This window comes from Arthrobacter sp. RIT-PI-e, from assembly GCF_001187915.1.
In the GTDB taxonomy this organism is placed as follows: domain Bacteria; phylum Actinomycetota; class Actinomycetes; order Actinomycetales; family Micrococcaceae; genus Arthrobacter_D.
Map to the genome: position 1 here is coordinate 26,457 of NZ_LGIU01000051.1, position 14,879 is coordinate 41,335.

Sequence of the window (14,879 nt, forward strand, 5' to 3'; positions counted from 1 at the left end):
AACGGCGGTGTTTACCCACGCCACCAGGAATCGAAGATGGTCACGGGCACGGTGCGCTTGTGCCGGGTGATCCAGTAGCGGTGCTCGATGGCGTCCGCCGCGTCCGGGGCCACCTCGCGTCCCTCGAGGTAGTCGTCGATCTGCTCGTAGGTGAGGCCGAGCTCGTGCTCGTCGGCCCGGCCGGGGAGCTCGTCGAGGAGATCCGCCGTCGGGATCTTGTTGTAGACGGCGGGTGCGGCCCCGAGTTCCTGCAGCAGGGCACGGTTCTGACGCTTGTTGAGACCGAACAGCGGCAGGATGTCCGCGCCGCCGTCACCGAACTTCGTGAAGAAGCCGGTCACCGATTCGGCACCGTGGTCCGTCCCGACCACCAGGAGGTTGTGCTGCCCGGCGAGGGCGTACTGGGCCACCATGCGTGCGCGGGCCTTCGTGTTGCCCTTGGTGAAGTCGGAGATGCTCTCGCCCGTGGTGTCGGTGTACTCCTGCTGGAAGCCGTCCACCGCGCGTGCCACGTTGAAGACCTTCGACGTGCGGGGCTCGATGAACGCCAGGGCCGCCTGGGCGTCGTCCTCGTCCTTCTGCACGTTGTAGGGCAGGCGGACGGCGATGAAATCGGCGTCGAGGCCCTCGGACCGCAGCTCGTCGACCGCGAGCTGGGCGAGCTTGCCGGCGAGGGTGGAGTCCAGCCCCCCGCTGATCCCGAGGACGAATCCGCGGGTGCCGGTGGAGCGGACGTAGTCCTTCAGGAATCCGACCCTGCTGCGCACCTCCGCCGCCGGGTCGATGGTGGGCTTGACGCCCATTTCCTCGATGATCTTCGCCTGGAGTTCGCGCATGCCCCAAGGCTACTCCGCCCGGGTTTCGGCGGGGTTACGGCGGCCCGCTCTCCTCGGGAGGATTGCGGGCCGCCGCAGCGCATGCTCGCGACGCTTCACCCCGGTGCCGCGGCTACCGGGTGAGGGCGGCGTCGGCGGACCCGACCCGGACGACGACGCTCCTGGCCGCCGCACTCTCCTCGACGGAGGCGCGGATCCGGCGGGAACCCTGCTCGGTGACGGGTCCCGTCGCCTCCATGAACCGGAGCTCGTTGAGGTGCTCGAGGTCGAACCGGAGTGCTCCGCGCCCGCCCAACACCTCGACCCCCGGTCCGTTCTCGACACCCGTGGCCACGGCACCGCTGCCCAGCCCGGCGGTGGTCCAGGCGGCGTCGTCCGCGGTGACCGGTTCCGGTCCGTCCGGCCCGGGTCGCTCGTTCACGAAGGTGCGGAGGCGGCCGGAGACCTCGATGATGTCCTCACCCGTCAGGAACCGGACCTGGTCGAGCGCGTGGGAGGCGATGTCCCCGGGTGCGCCGGATCCGGCGGTCTCCCGCAGCCGCCAGGTCATGGGCGACTCCGCGTCCACGAGCCGGTCCTGCAGGTACGCGACGCGCAGCTGCCGGACAGCCCCGAGCCGGCCGCCCGCGACGAGGTCCCGGACGGCGCCGTCCGGGGTGGCCCGGCGGCGTCCGATGACGTGGGAGGGACCACCCGGCGCCGCTCGCTAGACTGACCGCATGACGGCAGAGACCTCCGCGACCACGACCGACCGCTCCCGCCTGCTCGAACTCATCAAGGAACTCGCGGTGGTCCACGAGCGGGTCACCCTCTCCAGCGGCGTGGAGGCGGACTACTACATCGATCTGCGCCGCATCACCCTGCACCACGAGGCCTCGGTGCTCGTGGGGCGGGCGATGCTCGACCTGCCCGACGACGCCGGGATCGCCTTCGAAGCGGCCGGCGGGCTGGCCCGGGGGGCGGTCCCGGTGGGCCCCGCCGTTCTGCACGCCGCCGCGGCCGCGGGCCGGCCGATCGACGCCTTCGTGGGGCGGAAGACGCAGAAGACCCACGGGATGGGCCGGCAGGTGGAGGGCCCGGACGTCTCGGGGCGCCCTGTGGTGGTCCCCGAGGGCACCTCCACCACCGGCGGGTCGGCACTCGCCGCCGTCGAGGGGGTACGCCGTGCCGGAGGCGACGTCCGCGCCGTCGCCGTGATCGTGGACAGGACCACCGGGTCCAAGGAACGCATCGAGTCCGAGGCCGGGGTGCCCTACCTCTTCGCCTTCGGCAAGGACGAGTTGGGCCTGGGCTGACGGACCACCGGGCTGACGGGATCCCCCTGGAGGTGGGCGAGGACGACGCCCGCAGACTGGTGGAGGCCTCCGAGCTCCGGAGGGCGTCGCGCAGGTCCTTCCTGATCGGCTCCGCCGCCGCCGCCGTGCTGGCCGGCGATCTCGGGTTCACCCGCGCGATCCAGTCGGAGCGCAACCAGACGCAGATCCTGCCGCTCGACGACGACCAGGCTCGTGCCCGTTTCCCCACTGCCCGCTGGGTGCTCTTCCCCGGCTACAAGACCAGCTGGGAAGAGGGCCTGTGGATGCTCAACTCATTGCGCCCGGTGCTCTCGCAGCGTGGGCAGCTTGCGGTGATGGGGTACTCGAACACCGGACTGGACATCAACAACGTCGTGGCCACCATGAACCGCTACGTGGCGAACTTCCGCCTCGAGAAGCTGTACTTCTACGGTCACAGCTTCGGCGGGATGGTCGCCGTGGAGGTGGCGGCGCGTCTGCGGGACCGGGGGATCCCGGTGGAGCTCGTGTTCCTCGACTCGTCGCCGTCCAGCAGGTTCGACGTCCGGGACCAGCGGATGTTCGACGGCGTCGTGTACCTGTACGAGGCGGGGGTGCGGATCCCGAGCGGCCTCCGTGGGACGTACGAACTGGGCGAGCGGATCATCCACAAGAACGAACGCACCTGGCGGCAGATCCTCGACCAGACCCTCGAGCAGCTCTCACCCCTGGCGCCCAGCAGCGAACTGATCCAGTCGGAGTCCTCCTACATCTACCACTTCGACGTCTCGAGGTTCCGGCTCTCGCTCGGGGACACCAGCGTGGTCTTCGCCGGCAACCCGGACGACGGCACGGTGAACTATTCGACGACCCGCGCGAGGTGGGCGAGCGCACTGCCCGAGAACGTGAGGGACGTCGACTACGTGACGGAGGGTGCGCTGCCCGCCCACGCCAGTCCGCAGTGGAACGCGGGGATCTACCAGGACATCCTGACCGCGGTGCAGCGGGAGTACGCACCGCTGCCGGGGGGCGGCGGCGGTATGCGCTACTTCTAGACCTGCTCGATCAGGTCCGCCACCGAGGCGCAGATCTGTGCGGGTCTGAAGGGGTAGGCATCGATGTCCTCCGGCTGCGTGATCCCGCTGAGCACCAGGACGGTGTGCAGGCCGGCTTCCATCCCGGCGATGATGTCGGTGTCCATGCGGTCACCGATCATGGCTGTGGTCTCGGAGTGGGCGTCGATCTGGTTCATCGCCGAACGGAACATCATGGGGTTGGGCTTGCCCACGATGTAGGGGGCGCGGTTCGTGGCGGCCGTGATCATCGCGGCGATGGCGCCCGTGGCGGGCAGCGGTCCCTCCTTCGAGGGACCGGTGACGTCGGGGTTCGTGGCGATGAACCGGGCGCCGTCGAGGATCAGGCGCACGGCCTTGGTGATCGCCTCGAACGAGTACGTGCGGGTCTCACCGAGCACCACGTAGTCCGGGGTGGTGTCGGTGAGCACGAACCCGGCGTTGTGCAGCGCCGTGGTCAGGCCGGCCTCGCCGATCACGTAGGCGCGCCCGCCGGGCAGCTGGTCGCTGAGGAACTGCGCGGTGGCGAGCGCGGAGGTCCACAGGTTCTCCTCCGGGATCTCGAGGCCGGACGCCTTCAGGCGAGCCGCGAGGTCGCGGGGCGTGTAGATGGAGTTGTTGGTCAGGACGAGGAAGCGCCTGGAGGTGGCCACCCACCGCTCGATCAGCTCGGCGGCACCGGGGATGGCCTGGTTCTCGTGGACCAGCACCCCGTCCATGTCGGTGAGCCAGCACTCGATGTGTTCGTTCTCGCGCATGGGGCGTCCTTTCACGGGGATGGACCTACGGGGCCGTGCGTAGGCCAGTCTCCCACCATTCACCGCCGTCTACGCTGGGACGGTGAATGAGATGTCGCCCGATCCGGCCGAGAAACCGTCCGTGCCCCAGGCCCCCGCCGTCGGCGTCGGCCCGTGGGAGGGGACGTGGCCCGACGGCGACCACTGGGACCACGAGCTGCTGGCGGCCGGGGACACCCGCAACGTGGTGGACGCCTACCGGTACTGGACGCACGAGGCCATCGTGGCGGACCTCGACGAGCGCCGCCACGGTTTCCACGTGGCGATCGAGAACTGGCAGCACGATCTCAACATCGGCTCGGTGGTGCGCACGGCCAATGCCTTCCTGGCGAAGGAGGTCCACATCATCGGACGACGCCGGTGGAACCGGCGCGGTGCGATGGTCACCGACCGCTACCAGCACGTGCGGCACCACCCCACGGTCGCCGACTTCACCGCGTGGGCCGCGGGGGAGGGGTTGGCAGTGATCGGCATCGACAACTTCCCCGACTCCGTACCCCTGGAGACCTACGACCTCCCCGAGCGGTGCGTGCTCGTGTTCGGTCAGGAGGGGCCGGGGCTCACCCCCGAGGTGCACGAGGCGGCCGAGGCGACGCTCTCGATCGCCCAGTTCGGGTCCACCCGGTCCATCAACGCCTCGGCGGCCGCGGCGATCGCCATGCACGGCTGGGTGCGCAGGCACGTGTTCGGCCAGCACGTCTGACGTCCGGCCGGCGGGACGGGCGCCGACTCCTGCGGCGGGCACCTCCGCTCGCTAGGATGTGGGGAGCACCCACCACGAAGGAGTCCTGCGCATGCCTATTGCCACACCTGATGTCTACGCCGAGATGATCGACCGCGCGAAGGCGGGCGGCTTCGCCTTCCCGGCGGTGAACGTGACCTCCTCCCAGACCCTCAACGCCGCGATGCGCGGGTTCGCCGAGGCGGGCTCCGACGGCATCGTGCAGGTCTCCACGGGCGGCGCCGCCTACTGGTCCGGTGCGAGCGTCAAGGACATGGTCGCCGGTTCCCTGGGCTTCGCCGCGTTCGCGAAGGAGGTGGCGAAGAAGTACGACGTCAACATCGCCCTGCACACCGATCACTGCCCCAAGGACAAGCTGGACGACTTCGTGCTCCCCCTGCTGGCGGCGTCCGAGGCGGCCGTGAAGAACGGCCAGGACCCGATCTTCAACTCGCACATGTGGGACGGCTCCGCCGAGACCCTCGAGGAGAACCTGCGGATCGCCCGGGAGATCCTGCCGCGTGCCGCCGCCGCGAAGATCATCCTCGAGGTGGAGATCGGCACCGTGGGCGGCGAGGAGGACGGCGTGGAGCACGCCATCAACGACAAGCTCTACACCACGGTGGAGGACGCCCTCGCGACCATCGACGCCCTCGGCGCCGGCGAGCACGGCCGCTACATCACCGCTCTCACCTTCGGCAACGTCCACGGCGTGTACAAGCCCGGGGGCGTGAAGCTGCGTCCCGAGATCCTCAAGGACATCCAGGACCAGGTGGGGCAGAAGATCGGCAAGGACAAGCCCTTCGACCTCGTGTTCCACGGCGGCTCCGGTTCCTCCGACCAGGAGATCGCCGACGCCGTCTCCTACGGCGTGATCAAGATGAACATCGACACCGACACCCAGTACGCCTTCACGCGTCCCGTCGCGGACCACATGCTGCGCAACTACGACGGCGTGCTCAAGGTGGACGGCGAGGTGGGCAACAAGAAGACCTACGACCCCCGCGTCTGGGGCGCGTCGGCCGAGGCGGGGCTGGCGGCACGCGTGGTCGAGGCCGCGGCGTCGCTCGGCTCGGCAGGGAAGAAGCTGTAGCGGATGTCCGACGAGTTCCGGAAGAACCTGTTGGGTCCCGACGCCACGCTCCTGCCGGAGGAGTCCGACGTCGTCGAGCGTCTCGCCGCCGGCGACGAGGCCGTGGACCTCGCCGCGAAGCACCCGACGTCGTCGCTCGTCTGGGCGATCCTCGCGGACGAGGCCTACGCCGAGGGACGCACCATCGAGTCCTACGCCTACGCGCGCACCGGGTACCACCGTGGTCTGGACGCGCTGCGGCGCAGCGGCTGGCGGGGCGCCGGTCCCATCCCGTACTCGCACGAGCCGAACCGCGGTTTCCTCCGCGCGCTCTACGCGCTGGGACGCGCAGCCGCGTCCATCGGGGAGATCGAGGAGGCCGAGCGCATCGCGGTGTTCCTGAAGGAGTCCGATCCCGAGGCGAGCGCACAGCTCGCGGGCTGACGGCGGACTGCCACGACGATGACGGGTGCCCCTCCGGCACCCGTCATCGTCCGTTCTGCCGCGCGGTGCGGTGCTACCGGACCGTCGCCGAGCGGAGGAGGTGCACCGTCGCCGTGGCGGCGAACGCGATGACGACGGCGACGGCGACCACCACGAGCCACCACAGCTGCGAGCTCGCGAGCGCGGTGGTGAGGGACGGCAGGGTGAGCACGAGCCCCACGAGTGTGAGGATCACCAGCCCGGCGCCCAGGACGGCGGGACCGCGTGGGCCGAAGCGGGTCCAGGATGCACCGAAGAGCCCGCCCACGGTCAGGCAGAACAGGCTCCCGAGGAACACGATGGGGACCAGCCGCGTGACATCGCCGCTGCCGAGGGTGGAGACGTCGAAGACGTGGAACCCCACGAACCAGTGACCCGTGGCCAGTTCGAGCAGCGTCAGCGCGGTGAGCACCATCGTGAGGTACGCGGCCGTCCCGACCGCCCAGAGCAGGGTCCCGCCCACGAAGGCCCGCCGCGTGGAGCCCAGTGTCAGGGCGAAGGGGAACGTGGTGGCCACGGACTGGACGCCCATGTAGGTAAGGAAGCCTCCGAGCCAGGACGCGATCGAGGCATTGGACCGTGATCCCGAGATCCACTCCGGTGAGCCGATGGAGGAGCCCGCCCGCCAGAACATCAGGGAGATCAGCACCGTGATCACGGCGGCCACCCCGGTGATGTAGAGGGGGACCGCGAACGTCATCTCCTTCTTCGTGAAGTGCAGCCGTGCCGCTGCCCGTACGCCGTTCATGCGCTGACACCTTCCTTCGGGGAGTTCTCCAGGGCATCGCCCGAGCCGTGGGCTATCGCGAGCTCCTGCAGCGATGCACCCTTGATCCGGACGTTGAGATCCGCGGCGAGGGACCGGGCGTCGTCGTCCACCGGTCCCGCCACGGTCACCGCGCGCAGACCCGCGACCGCGTGGGCCCGAAGCACCTCGCGTCCGCGGCAGAAGGCCTCCACCGCGTCCGCCAGGCCGGTCACGCAGGTGGCGAGCTGCCTCGCCTCGTCCGCATCGGTCTGCACCACGATCCTGCCCCGGTCCATGAGCACCACGTGACTGAACAGTGATTCCGATTCGTCGATGAGGTGAGTGGAGAGCAGGACGGTACGGGGGGCCTCCCCGACGTCCCGGACGAGGATCTCGTGGAACAGCGTCCGGGCGCTCGCATCGAGACCGAGATACGGCTCGTCCAGCAGTGTGACCGGTGCCCGGGAGGCGAGTCCCAGGACGATCGCCACGCCGGAGAGCTGCCCCCGCGAGTACTTCTTGACGGGTGTTCCCTCCGGCAGGCGGAATCTCGCGACCAGTTCCGCCGCGAGATCGGCGTCCCACCGCGGCGCGAAGGACGGCGCGATCCGCAGCACGTGCTGCAGATAGTAGTCGTCGGGGTACCGCTGGTTGTCGCGCACGAAGCTGATCCCCGAGAGCACCGAGGCGTTCTCGAACGGCTCCTCCCCGTGGACCAGCACCTCACCCCGGCTCGGCCTGTCGTGTCCCGCGACCAGGGACATCATGGTGGTCTTACCGGCCCCGTTGCGGCCCAGGAGGCCGCAGATCGCCCCCGTCGGAATCGAGAGACCGACGTCGTCCAGTGCGCGGGTGTCGCGGAACGTGCGTGTGACGGAGCGCAGTTCGATGGCGTGGTTCATTGCTCGTACCCCTCCTTGATGAGATCGATCAGTTCGGCGAGGTCCATCCCGACGGCGCGTGCCTCCCGGACGAGGGGCTGCACATGGCGCCGCGGGAGATCCGCCTTCCGCTGCTTCAGGAGCTGCTCCCGGGCACCGGGGGAGACGAACATGCCCACGCCTCGCTTCTTGTAGAGCACACCCTGTTCCACCAGGACGTTGAGTGCCTTTCCCGCCGTGGCGGGATTCAGCTGGAGGAAGGCGGCGAGCTCGTTCGAGGAGGGAACCTGCGATTCCGCGGCATAGCTGCCTGCGGCGATGTCCTCGGCCAGCTGTGCCGCGAGCTGCTGGTAGATCGGGCGGTCCTCGGTGAACATTCCACTTCCTTGGTTAGTTACTGCACTAGTTAACCTAGGAGGCTCGAGGGGTGTCGTCAAGGGATCGGGTCCCCGATACCGATCCACCACGGATTGGGGTAGTCCTGAAAATTAACGAGTAGTCCATCTTCTTGTGCGCGTGTGACCAGTGGGACAAGAGTTGATCCCACGAACATCCATGAGGCGAGCGAAAGTGGTGTGAGATGTCAACGGTGTCGGGAACGAAGCAGTTGTTCACGGTCGCGGAAGTGGCCGCGATGATGCGGGTCTCGAAGATGACGGTCTACCGGATGGTGCAGGCGGGGACGATCGACAGCATCCGGTTCGGCCGGTCCTACCGGGTCCCGCAGAGCGCGGTCCGGAACTACCTCAGTGCCACGAACCCCGGGTCCGACTACACGGTCTGACCGACCCGACCCGTCGATGGCGCCCCGTCCGGGCGGACGGCGGGTCCGGGACAGCAGCCCGACCGGCGCCCGTCCGCGCGGGCCGGAGGCACGAGGACCGGAAGGCCCATGAGAGTACTGGAGAAGTTCCTCCCCTCCGCCCCGGGGCCCGGAAGGGCGGGGGATCCCGGGCTGTACGGACCCGGGTCCGCCGCCTGGAGGATCGGGAGGGAACGCGCCGTCCTCGCCGGCGGGCCCACGGCGCTGCTCCTCCAGGTGGCACACCCCCTCGTGGCGGAGGGGGTCCGTGCGCACAGCGGCTTCGCCGCCGATCCTCTGCGGAGGTTGCGTGGAACGCTCGACGCCGTGCTCACGGTGTCCTTCGGGGACGAGGAGCAGGTCCGTGCTGCGGTGGACCGTGTGGCACGCGCCCATCGCCCTGTGCGGGGGACCCTGCCGGAGGCCACCGACCGCCTGCCCGCGGGAACCCCCTACCGTGCCGCCGACCCGGATCTGGCCCTCTGGGTGTTCGCCACCCTCGTGCAGACGGCGCTCGAGGTCACGGACCTGTTCCTCCGCCCGTCGAGCACGGGGGAGCGGGACGCCTACTACCGGGACATGACCCGCATGGCCGGGTTGTTCGGGGTGCCTGCCGCGCTCCTGCCCGAGGACGGCGCGGGCCTCGACGCCTACGTGCGCGAGCAGGTCCGGTCCGTGCTCGAGGTCGGGGTCACGGCGAGGTCGATCGCCCACCAGATCCTGCGTCCGGACCCGCCGATCGTACCGCCCCGGCTGCGGCCGCTCCCCGGGGTCCTCGCCGCCGGCCTGCTCCCGCCGTCACTGCGGGAGGCCTACGGACTGCCGTGGACCCGGTGGGAACGGGGGGTGTTCGGGACCGGCCGGCGGGTCTTCCGTACCACGGCGCCCCTGCTCCCCGGACGGGTCCGGTACTGGTCGCACTACCGGGTGGCGAGGGCGCGCGTCGGGTGACGGGCCGGCCCCGGCCCTGCCCCGCCGGACGGGTGGGGCCGGGGCCGGGCGGTGCCCTACTGCTCGAGCTTCATGGCCTTCCGCAGCGAGAGCGCGCTGCCGCCCTGCATGACCGCCCGCCGGTAGATCTTCTCGCCCAGGTGCAGCAGGGCCACCGCGGTGACCAGGGCGATCAGCAGGGCCACGATCGGCTCCCACAGTGCCACGTCGGTGCTCAGCAGGCGGATGGGCATGGCCACGGAGGACACCACCGGCACGTAGGACGCCACCACGAGCAGCTGTCCGGAGGCGAACAACCCGGCGGCCAGCGCTGCGAAGATCAGTGCCATCACGGGCATCGAGTTGTTGTTGAGGTCCTCGGGGCGGCTGGCCAGGGACCCGAGCACGGCCCAGATCGCGGCGAGGATCAGGAACCCGAAGAGGAAGAACACGAGGAACCAGCCCGAGGCGGGGATGATGCTGCCCACGAGGTCCGCGGTCCCGGTGATGTTCAGCGCCAGCAGCGCAGCGCCTCCGTAGAGGGCGAGCTGGATCATCGCGAGGACGGTGTTGCCCATCACCTTCCCGTACAGCAGCTGGCGGATGGGGATCGCGGTGGCGAGGATCTCCACCACCCGGTTCTGCTTCTCCTCCACCACCGAGTTGGCGATCTGCAGGCCGAAGACGAGCGCCGCCAGGTAGAACAGGAAGCTGAAGGCGAAGCCGGCGACGGCGGCCACCGCCTGGTTCTCGGCGTTGCCCTCGAGCAGTGACTCCTCCAGCTCGGACCCGGCGAGCAGCTCCGCGGAGGACATCCCGCTCTCGGCGGCGTTCGCGGTGAGCGCGAAGCCCTGCAGCGAGATGCCGAGTCCGCTGCTCAGCCCGGAGGGGACGTCCTCCTTGCCCACCAGGGTCCAGGTGTCGCCCTCGCCCTGCAGGAGCGCGGCGTCGGCCTCCTCGCTGCGCACCTGCTCGCGTGCGTCGTCGTCGGACCCGGCCACCAGCGGGGTGAAGGTCGTGTTGCCGTCGTCGGCCCGGCCCTGCTCGTCCGCGAGCATCACCACGGACTCCCCGGCGTCCGAGGAGACGGCCACCACGTAGTCGTTCCCGCGGTCGGACATGTAGGCGTTGAAGACCACACCCGCGACGATCAGCACGAGGGTCACCAGGGTGGAGATCAGGAAGCTGCGGTCCTTCGCCTTCACCATCACCTCGCGCAGGGTGACGATGAGCCAGGGTGGCTGGGTGCCGTGCGGTGCCGGTGACGTGCTCACGGGGTTCTGCCGTGCCTGGTCCGGTTCGGTCATGGTGCTCACTGTGATACCCCTCGGTAGATCTCGCTGAGACTCGGTCGGATGCGGCTGAACTCGTGGACCGGCCCGCGTGCCAGTGCGTTGGTGAGAAGTCGCTGTGCGGCGTCGTCGTCCGCCAGTTCCACGACGGCGTCCTGGCCCGCGACGTCGATGACCGTCACGCCCGGCTCCTCCCGGACCCAGCCCGCGTCCGGGGAGACCGTGATCCGGTGGCGGCGGGGAGCGGCGGCGCGGAGCTCGTCGCCCGTGCCCGAGGTCACCAGGCGGCCCTTCTGCAGCACCACGAGGTTGTCGCACAGGCGGTCCACGAGGTCCAGCTGATGGCTGGAGAAGAGGATCGGCACGCCCTGCTCCGTGTGCTCGCGGAGCAGATCCACCATGGAGTCCACGGCCACGGGATCGAGTCCGGAGAACGGTTCGTCGAGGATCAGCACCGACGGCCGGTGCAGCAGCGACGCCGCGATCTGGACGCGCTGCTGGTTGCCCAGGGACAGGGACTCGAGCTTGTCCTTCCCTCGGTCCCCGAGCTGGAACCGCTCGAGCAGCTCCTGGGCACGGGACCGTGCGTCCCCCTGGGTCATCCGGTGCAGCTGCCCGAGGTACACGAGCTGGTCGAGGATGGGCTGCTTCGGGTAGAGGCCGCGTTCCTCGGGCATGTAGCCGAAGGAGCTGCGGTCGCCGGCGGTGACCGGGCGTCCGTCCAGCAGCACCTCCCCGGACTGCGCCGTCAGCACCCCCATGATCATCCGCATGGTGGTGGTCTTGCCGGCACCGTTCGCGCCGACGAAGCCCGTCATCTTCCCCGAGGGGACGTCGAAACTGACGGCGTCGACGGCGGTCTTCTCACCGAAGCGTCGGGTCAGCCCCTGTACCTGCAGCATGGTTCCCTTTCCTGATGCGCCGTGACCTACGGCGTTCCTGCCCTTCAAACTATCGGGACGGGGTGGGGGAGGGGATGGGCCGGAAGTCTGAGTTATCCCTCACCCGGACGGATGAGACCGCTCTCGTAGGCGAACACCACGGCCTGGACGCGGTCGCGCACCTGGATCTTGGCCAGCAGGGAGGAGACATGGGACTTGACGGTCGCCTCCGCGAGGTACAGCTTCCCGGCCAGCTCCGCGTTGCTCAGGCCCTCCGCCAGGCACACCAGGACCTCCTTCTCCCGCTGGGTGAGCGAGGCGAGCAGCGCCTGCTTCTGCTGCTGCTCCGGGCCCGGGTCGCGGTGCCCCGCCGGCTGGTGTCCGCCGAGCTGGCGGGCGAACTGCTCGATCACCCTGACGGTGACCTGGGGCGCGAGCAGCGCGTGGCCACCGGCCACCGCCCGAACCGCCGCGACGAGGTCCTCGGGCTCCGCGTTCTTCAGGAGGAAACCGCTGGCACCGCAGCGGATGGCGTCGAAGAGGTAGTCGTCGCGTTCGAACGTGGTGAGGATGATGACCTTGCCCCGGCCCGCGGAGGTGATCCGCTCGGTGGCGCGGATCCCGTCCAGCACGGGCATCTGCACGTCCATGAGGACCACGTCGACGTCGTGGGTGGCCGCGAAGTTCACCGCCTCCTGCCCGTCGGTCGCCTGACCCACCACCTGCATGTCGTCCTCGACGGAGAGCATCGTGGCGAACCCGGCGCGGACGAGGCGCTGGTCGTCGGCGAGCAGTACACGGATGGGATTCACGGTGTTCCTTCCCGGTGGCAGGTGGCAGGTGGCAGGTGACAGGTGGCAGGTGTGCGGGCAGGGGAGGGGTCGTGCTCAGGACAGCAGGAAGCGGGCACGGACCCGCCATCCGCCGTCGGACCGCGGCCCGATCTCCGCGGAGCCGCGGTGCAGGGCCACCCGCTCGCGGACCCCCTGCAGCCCGTACCCGGACCCGGGCTCGGAGCGGGTGCGGGGGCGGCCGCCGTCCACCGTCTCCAGTTCCACCCACCGCTGCTCCCCGGATCTCCCGGTGCGCAGGGTCAACACCGCGGACGAGGCCGTGGAGTGGCGCCGGACGTTCGTCAGTGATTCCTGGGCGGTCCGGTAGAGCGAGAGGGCGAGCGGCGCCGACACCTCCTCGAGGGCGCCCGGGACGTCCTCCACCCGCGCGAACTCCACGGCGAGCCCGAGGTCGCGCTGGCTCTCGGCCAGCGCGCCGATGGCATCGAGGCCCGGTTCCGGGTGCCGGCCGCCGTCGTCCGCCCCGTCCACGAGGGTGTCCGAGCGGAGCACGCCCAGGAGGTTCCGCATGTCCGTGACCGTCTGCCGGCTGGCCTGCTCGATGGTCCGCAGGGACTCCACGGCCACCGCGGGCTTCCGGTCCATGACCCGGCGCGCGGCTCCCGCCTGCACCCCGATCAGGGACACGTGGTGCGCGACGACGTCGTGCAGCTCGCGGGCGATCCGCAGGCGCTCCTCGATGACGGCGCGCCGGGCCAGTTCCGTGGACTGCCGGGCGAGCTGCGCCGCCTGGTCCGCGATCCGCGCGCTCTTGAAGGCGTTGCGCCAGGCGGACATGCCGATCAGGATCGCCCCGCCGAAGTAGGCGATGTTGACCAGCGTGTTGTACAGCGCCAGCGAGGTGAGCGGTTCCAGGATCCCGCGCGAGGTCTCGTCCCCGTCGCGGATGGTCTCGAGCAGGCCGTCGTACGCGGTGGACACCGTCAGCGCCAGGATCAGCCACAGCGCCATGGCGGCCACCACCACCGTGGTGCCCAGCCACAGCATGCGCCGGTCCCTGGCCCAGGCCACCGCCGAGTAGAGCGAGGTGAAGTACGCGGCCTGGAACGAGAGCTGGATCGACACGGCGGGAACCCACAGCGCGAGCAGGATGAACAGTGCGGACATCACCAGCATGACGGCCACGGGGTAGCGGCGCCGGAGCACCAGCGGGAGGATCATCAGAGCGAGGACGAGGTGCTGCAACCAGATGGGGCTGCGCTCGCCGGCCAGCATCCCCACCCCGCGGCCGAGCTCGAGGGCGATCGAACTGACCACGACGGCGACGAGCACTCCCAGCACGTCCCGCCGGAGCTGGTCCCGGGTGGGGCCGGGCCGCTCCCACCGGCTCTCCTCGAGGTCCGTCCCCGAGCCCGGCCGGGACATGGAGGGCAGCACTCTGCCCACTGCGTGCCACATCACTCCCACTCCCCTCCGGATGGTCCTGCGCCAGTGTAGCGAGAGGACCCTTCCGGGTGGTGCCCTGAGCCGCGACCGGGAGGGCTCAGGGCTCAGGGTGCCGGATGCTGGTGGTCACGGTGACCAGCTGCGGCCGGGGCGGCGCGGAACTGAACCCGAAGCGCACAGGCGGACTCACCGGCGCGAGCGCACCGAGGTCACCGCCCTGCCAGGTGGCCGTCACGGCGGTGACGGCGCGCGCGGACGTGACGCCGTAGTACTCGGTGCGTCCGTGGCCCGCCGACCCGGCCGTGGCCACGCCCTTCACCAGCAGCGGGGCCACGGGATTGACGAGCGCCAGCCACCGCGGGTGGGTGGCGAGGCGGCGGGGAACCAGCCCGAGCAGCCGGCCGAGCAGGGTCACCCGGCCGAGCTCGGCGACCACCCGCAGCTCCCCGGTCTCCACCACCAGGCGGTCGGCGGTGAGGGTGGAACGCACTCCGGTCACCACGACGTCGTCGAACGAGTACGTGGCGCCCACGTACTCGGCGACCTCCCGGGACGGCGCCAGGAGGGTGCGGACGCCCGCGGCGTCCTCCATCATCACGTCCGTGAACGCACCGAACGGCGAGGTGTCCCAGCAGCCGACCACCAGCCGGGTCCCGGAGGAGGTCCCGATACCGGCGATGTGTCCTTCGAAGCGGTCCATGCGCCCATTGTGCCCCGGGCCACCCCCGCCGGGAGGTGGTACCCGGTGCGCTCGCGGACCGCGGGGATCCACAGGAAGCCGACGCGTCTTCGACCCCTCCGGGGCCCTCGGCTAAACTCGGTCCGTAAGAGCCCCGCCGGGCCGCAGCA

At 70.2% G+C, this 14,879-nt stretch carries 18 protein-coding genes; 7 read left to right on the top strand and 11 right to left on the bottom strand.

Annotated elements, in window-relative coordinates; translation table 11 throughout:
• Positions 1-11: 11 nt before the first annotated feature.
• Both nadE and AC792_RS06830 read right to left on the bottom strand, forming a co-directional pair.
• Positions 12-836 carry an ammonia-dependent NAD(+) synthetase gene (gene nadE, locus AC792_RS06825; protein ID WP_049829812.1) on the bottom strand — a complete coding sequence of 275 codons (825 nt, stop codon included), beginning with the start codon at positions 834-836 and terminating at the stop codon, positions 12-14.
• Positions 837-948: 112 nt separating this feature from the next.
• Positions 949-1,512 carry a Gfo/Idh/MocA family protein gene (locus tag AC792_RS06830; protein ID WP_082177535.1) on the bottom strand — a complete coding sequence of 188 codons (564 nt, stop codon included), beginning with the start codon at positions 1,510-1,512 and terminating at the stop codon, positions 949-951.
• A gap of 43 nt (positions 1,513-1,555) precedes the next feature.
• Between AC792_RS06830 and AC792_RS06835 the strand changes: the two genes are divergently transcribed.
• A complete protein-coding gene (locus AC792_RS06835; protein ID WP_049829814.1) occupies positions 1,556-2,131 on the top strand; it encodes an orotate phosphoribosyltransferase in 576 nt (191 codons plus the stop codon).
• Between the two features lie 32 nt (positions 2,132-2,163).
• On the top strand, positions 2,164-3,165 hold the full coding sequence (locus AC792_RS06840) for a thioesterase domain-containing protein (protein ID WP_082177536.1): 1,002 nt from the start codon (positions 2,164-2,166) through the stop codon (positions 3,163-3,165).
• On the opposite strand, the gene AC792_RS06845 is transcribed toward AC792_RS06840, so the two are convergent.
• Entirely contained in the window at positions 3,162-3,941 is a 780-nt protein-coding gene (locus tag AC792_RS06845; RefSeq protein WP_152916074.1) for an HAD-IIA family hydrolase, read from the bottom strand. The two genes, AC792_RS06840 and AC792_RS06845, sit on opposite strands and share 4 nt — an antisense overlap.
• A gap of 91 nt (positions 3,942-4,032) precedes the next feature.
• Between AC792_RS06845 and AC792_RS06850 the strand changes: the two genes are divergently transcribed.
• The 3 genes from AC792_RS06850 to AC792_RS06860 all read left to right on the top strand — a co-directional run bounded on the left by AC792_RS06850 (position 4,033) and on the right by AC792_RS06860 (position 6,217).
• Positions 4,033-4,683, top strand: coding sequence for a TrmH family RNA methyltransferase (locus tag AC792_RS06850; RefSeq protein WP_082177537.1), 651 nt, complete (start codon positions 4,033-4,035; stop codon positions 4,681-4,683).
• A gap of 91 nt (positions 4,684-4,774) precedes the next feature.
• On the top strand, positions 4,775-5,794 hold the full coding sequence (gene fbaA, locus AC792_RS06855) for a class II fructose-bisphosphate aldolase (protein WP_049829817.1): 1,020 nt from the start codon (positions 4,775-4,777) through the stop codon (positions 5,792-5,794).
• A 3-nt stretch (positions 5,795-5,797) separates the two neighbouring features.
• Complete coding sequence (locus AC792_RS06860; protein ID WP_049829818.1) at positions 5,798-6,217, top strand: DUF3151 domain-containing protein; 420 nt, start codon at positions 5,798-5,800, stop codon at positions 6,215-6,217.
• Between the two features lie 73 nt (positions 6,218-6,290).
• Here the strand turns inward: AC792_RS06860 and AC792_RS06865 are convergent, their stop codons facing one another.
• The 3 genes from AC792_RS06865 to AC792_RS06875 are packed head-to-tail and all read right to left on the bottom strand — an operon-like array spanning position 6,291 to position 8,262.
• Positions 6,291-7,004: a hypothetical protein gene (locus AC792_RS06865; RefSeq protein WP_049829819.1), complete on the bottom strand. Its 714-nt coding sequence runs from the start codon at positions 7,002-7,004 to the stop codon at positions 6,291-6,293.
• On the bottom strand, positions 7,001-7,906 hold the full coding sequence (locus AC792_RS06870; RefSeq protein ID WP_049829820.1) for an ABC transporter ATP-binding protein: 906 nt from the start codon (positions 7,904-7,906) through the stop codon (positions 7,001-7,003). The genes AC792_RS06865 and AC792_RS06870 overlap by 4 nt, the downstream gene beginning before the upstream one ends.
• Complete coding sequence (locus AC792_RS06875) at positions 7,903-8,262, bottom strand: GntR family transcriptional regulator (protein WP_049829821.1); 360 nt, start codon at positions 8,260-8,262, stop codon at positions 7,903-7,905. Before AC792_RS06875 ends, AC792_RS06870 begins: the two co-directional genes overlap by 4 nt.
• A gap of 203 nt (positions 8,263-8,465) precedes the next feature.
• Between AC792_RS06875 and AC792_RS06880 the strand changes: the two genes are divergently transcribed.
• Together AC792_RS06880 and AC792_RS06885 are read left to right on the top strand one after the other, a co-directional pair.
• The gene (locus tag AC792_RS06880) at positions 8,466-8,669 is read left to right on the top strand and encodes a helix-turn-helix domain-containing protein (protein ID WP_049829822.1); all 204 of its coding nucleotides are present in this window, start codon (positions 8,466-8,468) and stop codon (positions 8,667-8,669) included.
• A 108-nt stretch (positions 8,670-8,777) separates the two neighbouring features.
• Positions 8,778-9,638 carry an oxygenase MpaB family protein gene (locus AC792_RS06885; protein ID WP_049829823.1) on the top strand — a complete coding sequence of 287 codons (861 nt, stop codon included), beginning with the start codon at positions 8,778-8,780 and terminating at the stop codon, positions 9,636-9,638.
• Positions 9,639-9,694: 56 nt separating this feature from the next.
• Here the strand turns inward: AC792_RS06885 and AC792_RS06890 are convergent, their stop codons facing one another.
• The 5 genes from AC792_RS06890 to AC792_RS06910 form a co-directional block, all read right to left on the bottom strand.
• On the bottom strand, positions 9,695-10,924 hold the full coding sequence (locus AC792_RS06890; RefSeq protein WP_152916075.1) for an ABC transporter permease: 1,230 nt from the start codon (positions 10,922-10,924) through the stop codon (positions 9,695-9,697).
• A gap of 5 nt (positions 10,925-10,929) precedes the next feature.
• A complete protein-coding gene (locus tag AC792_RS06895) occupies positions 10,930-11,811 on the bottom strand; it encodes an ABC transporter ATP-binding protein (protein WP_049829825.1) in 882 nt (293 codons plus the stop codon).
• A 92-nt stretch (positions 11,812-11,903) separates the two neighbouring features.
• The gene (locus AC792_RS06900; RefSeq protein ID WP_049829826.1) at positions 11,904-12,602 is read right to left on the bottom strand and encodes a response regulator; all 699 of its coding nucleotides are present in this window, start codon (positions 12,600-12,602) and stop codon (positions 11,904-11,906) included.
• 75 nt (positions 12,603-12,677) lie between these two features.
• The gene (locus AC792_RS17905; protein WP_049829827.1) at positions 12,678-14,042 is read right to left on the bottom strand and encodes a sensor histidine kinase; all 1,365 of its coding nucleotides are present in this window, start codon (positions 14,040-14,042) and stop codon (positions 12,678-12,680) included.
• 85 nt (positions 14,043-14,127) lie between these two features.
• Positions 14,128-14,730, bottom strand: coding sequence for a hypothetical protein (locus tag AC792_RS06910; RefSeq protein ID WP_049829828.1), 603 nt, complete (start codon positions 14,728-14,730; stop codon positions 14,128-14,130).
• Positions 14,731-14,879: the final 149 nt, after the last annotated feature.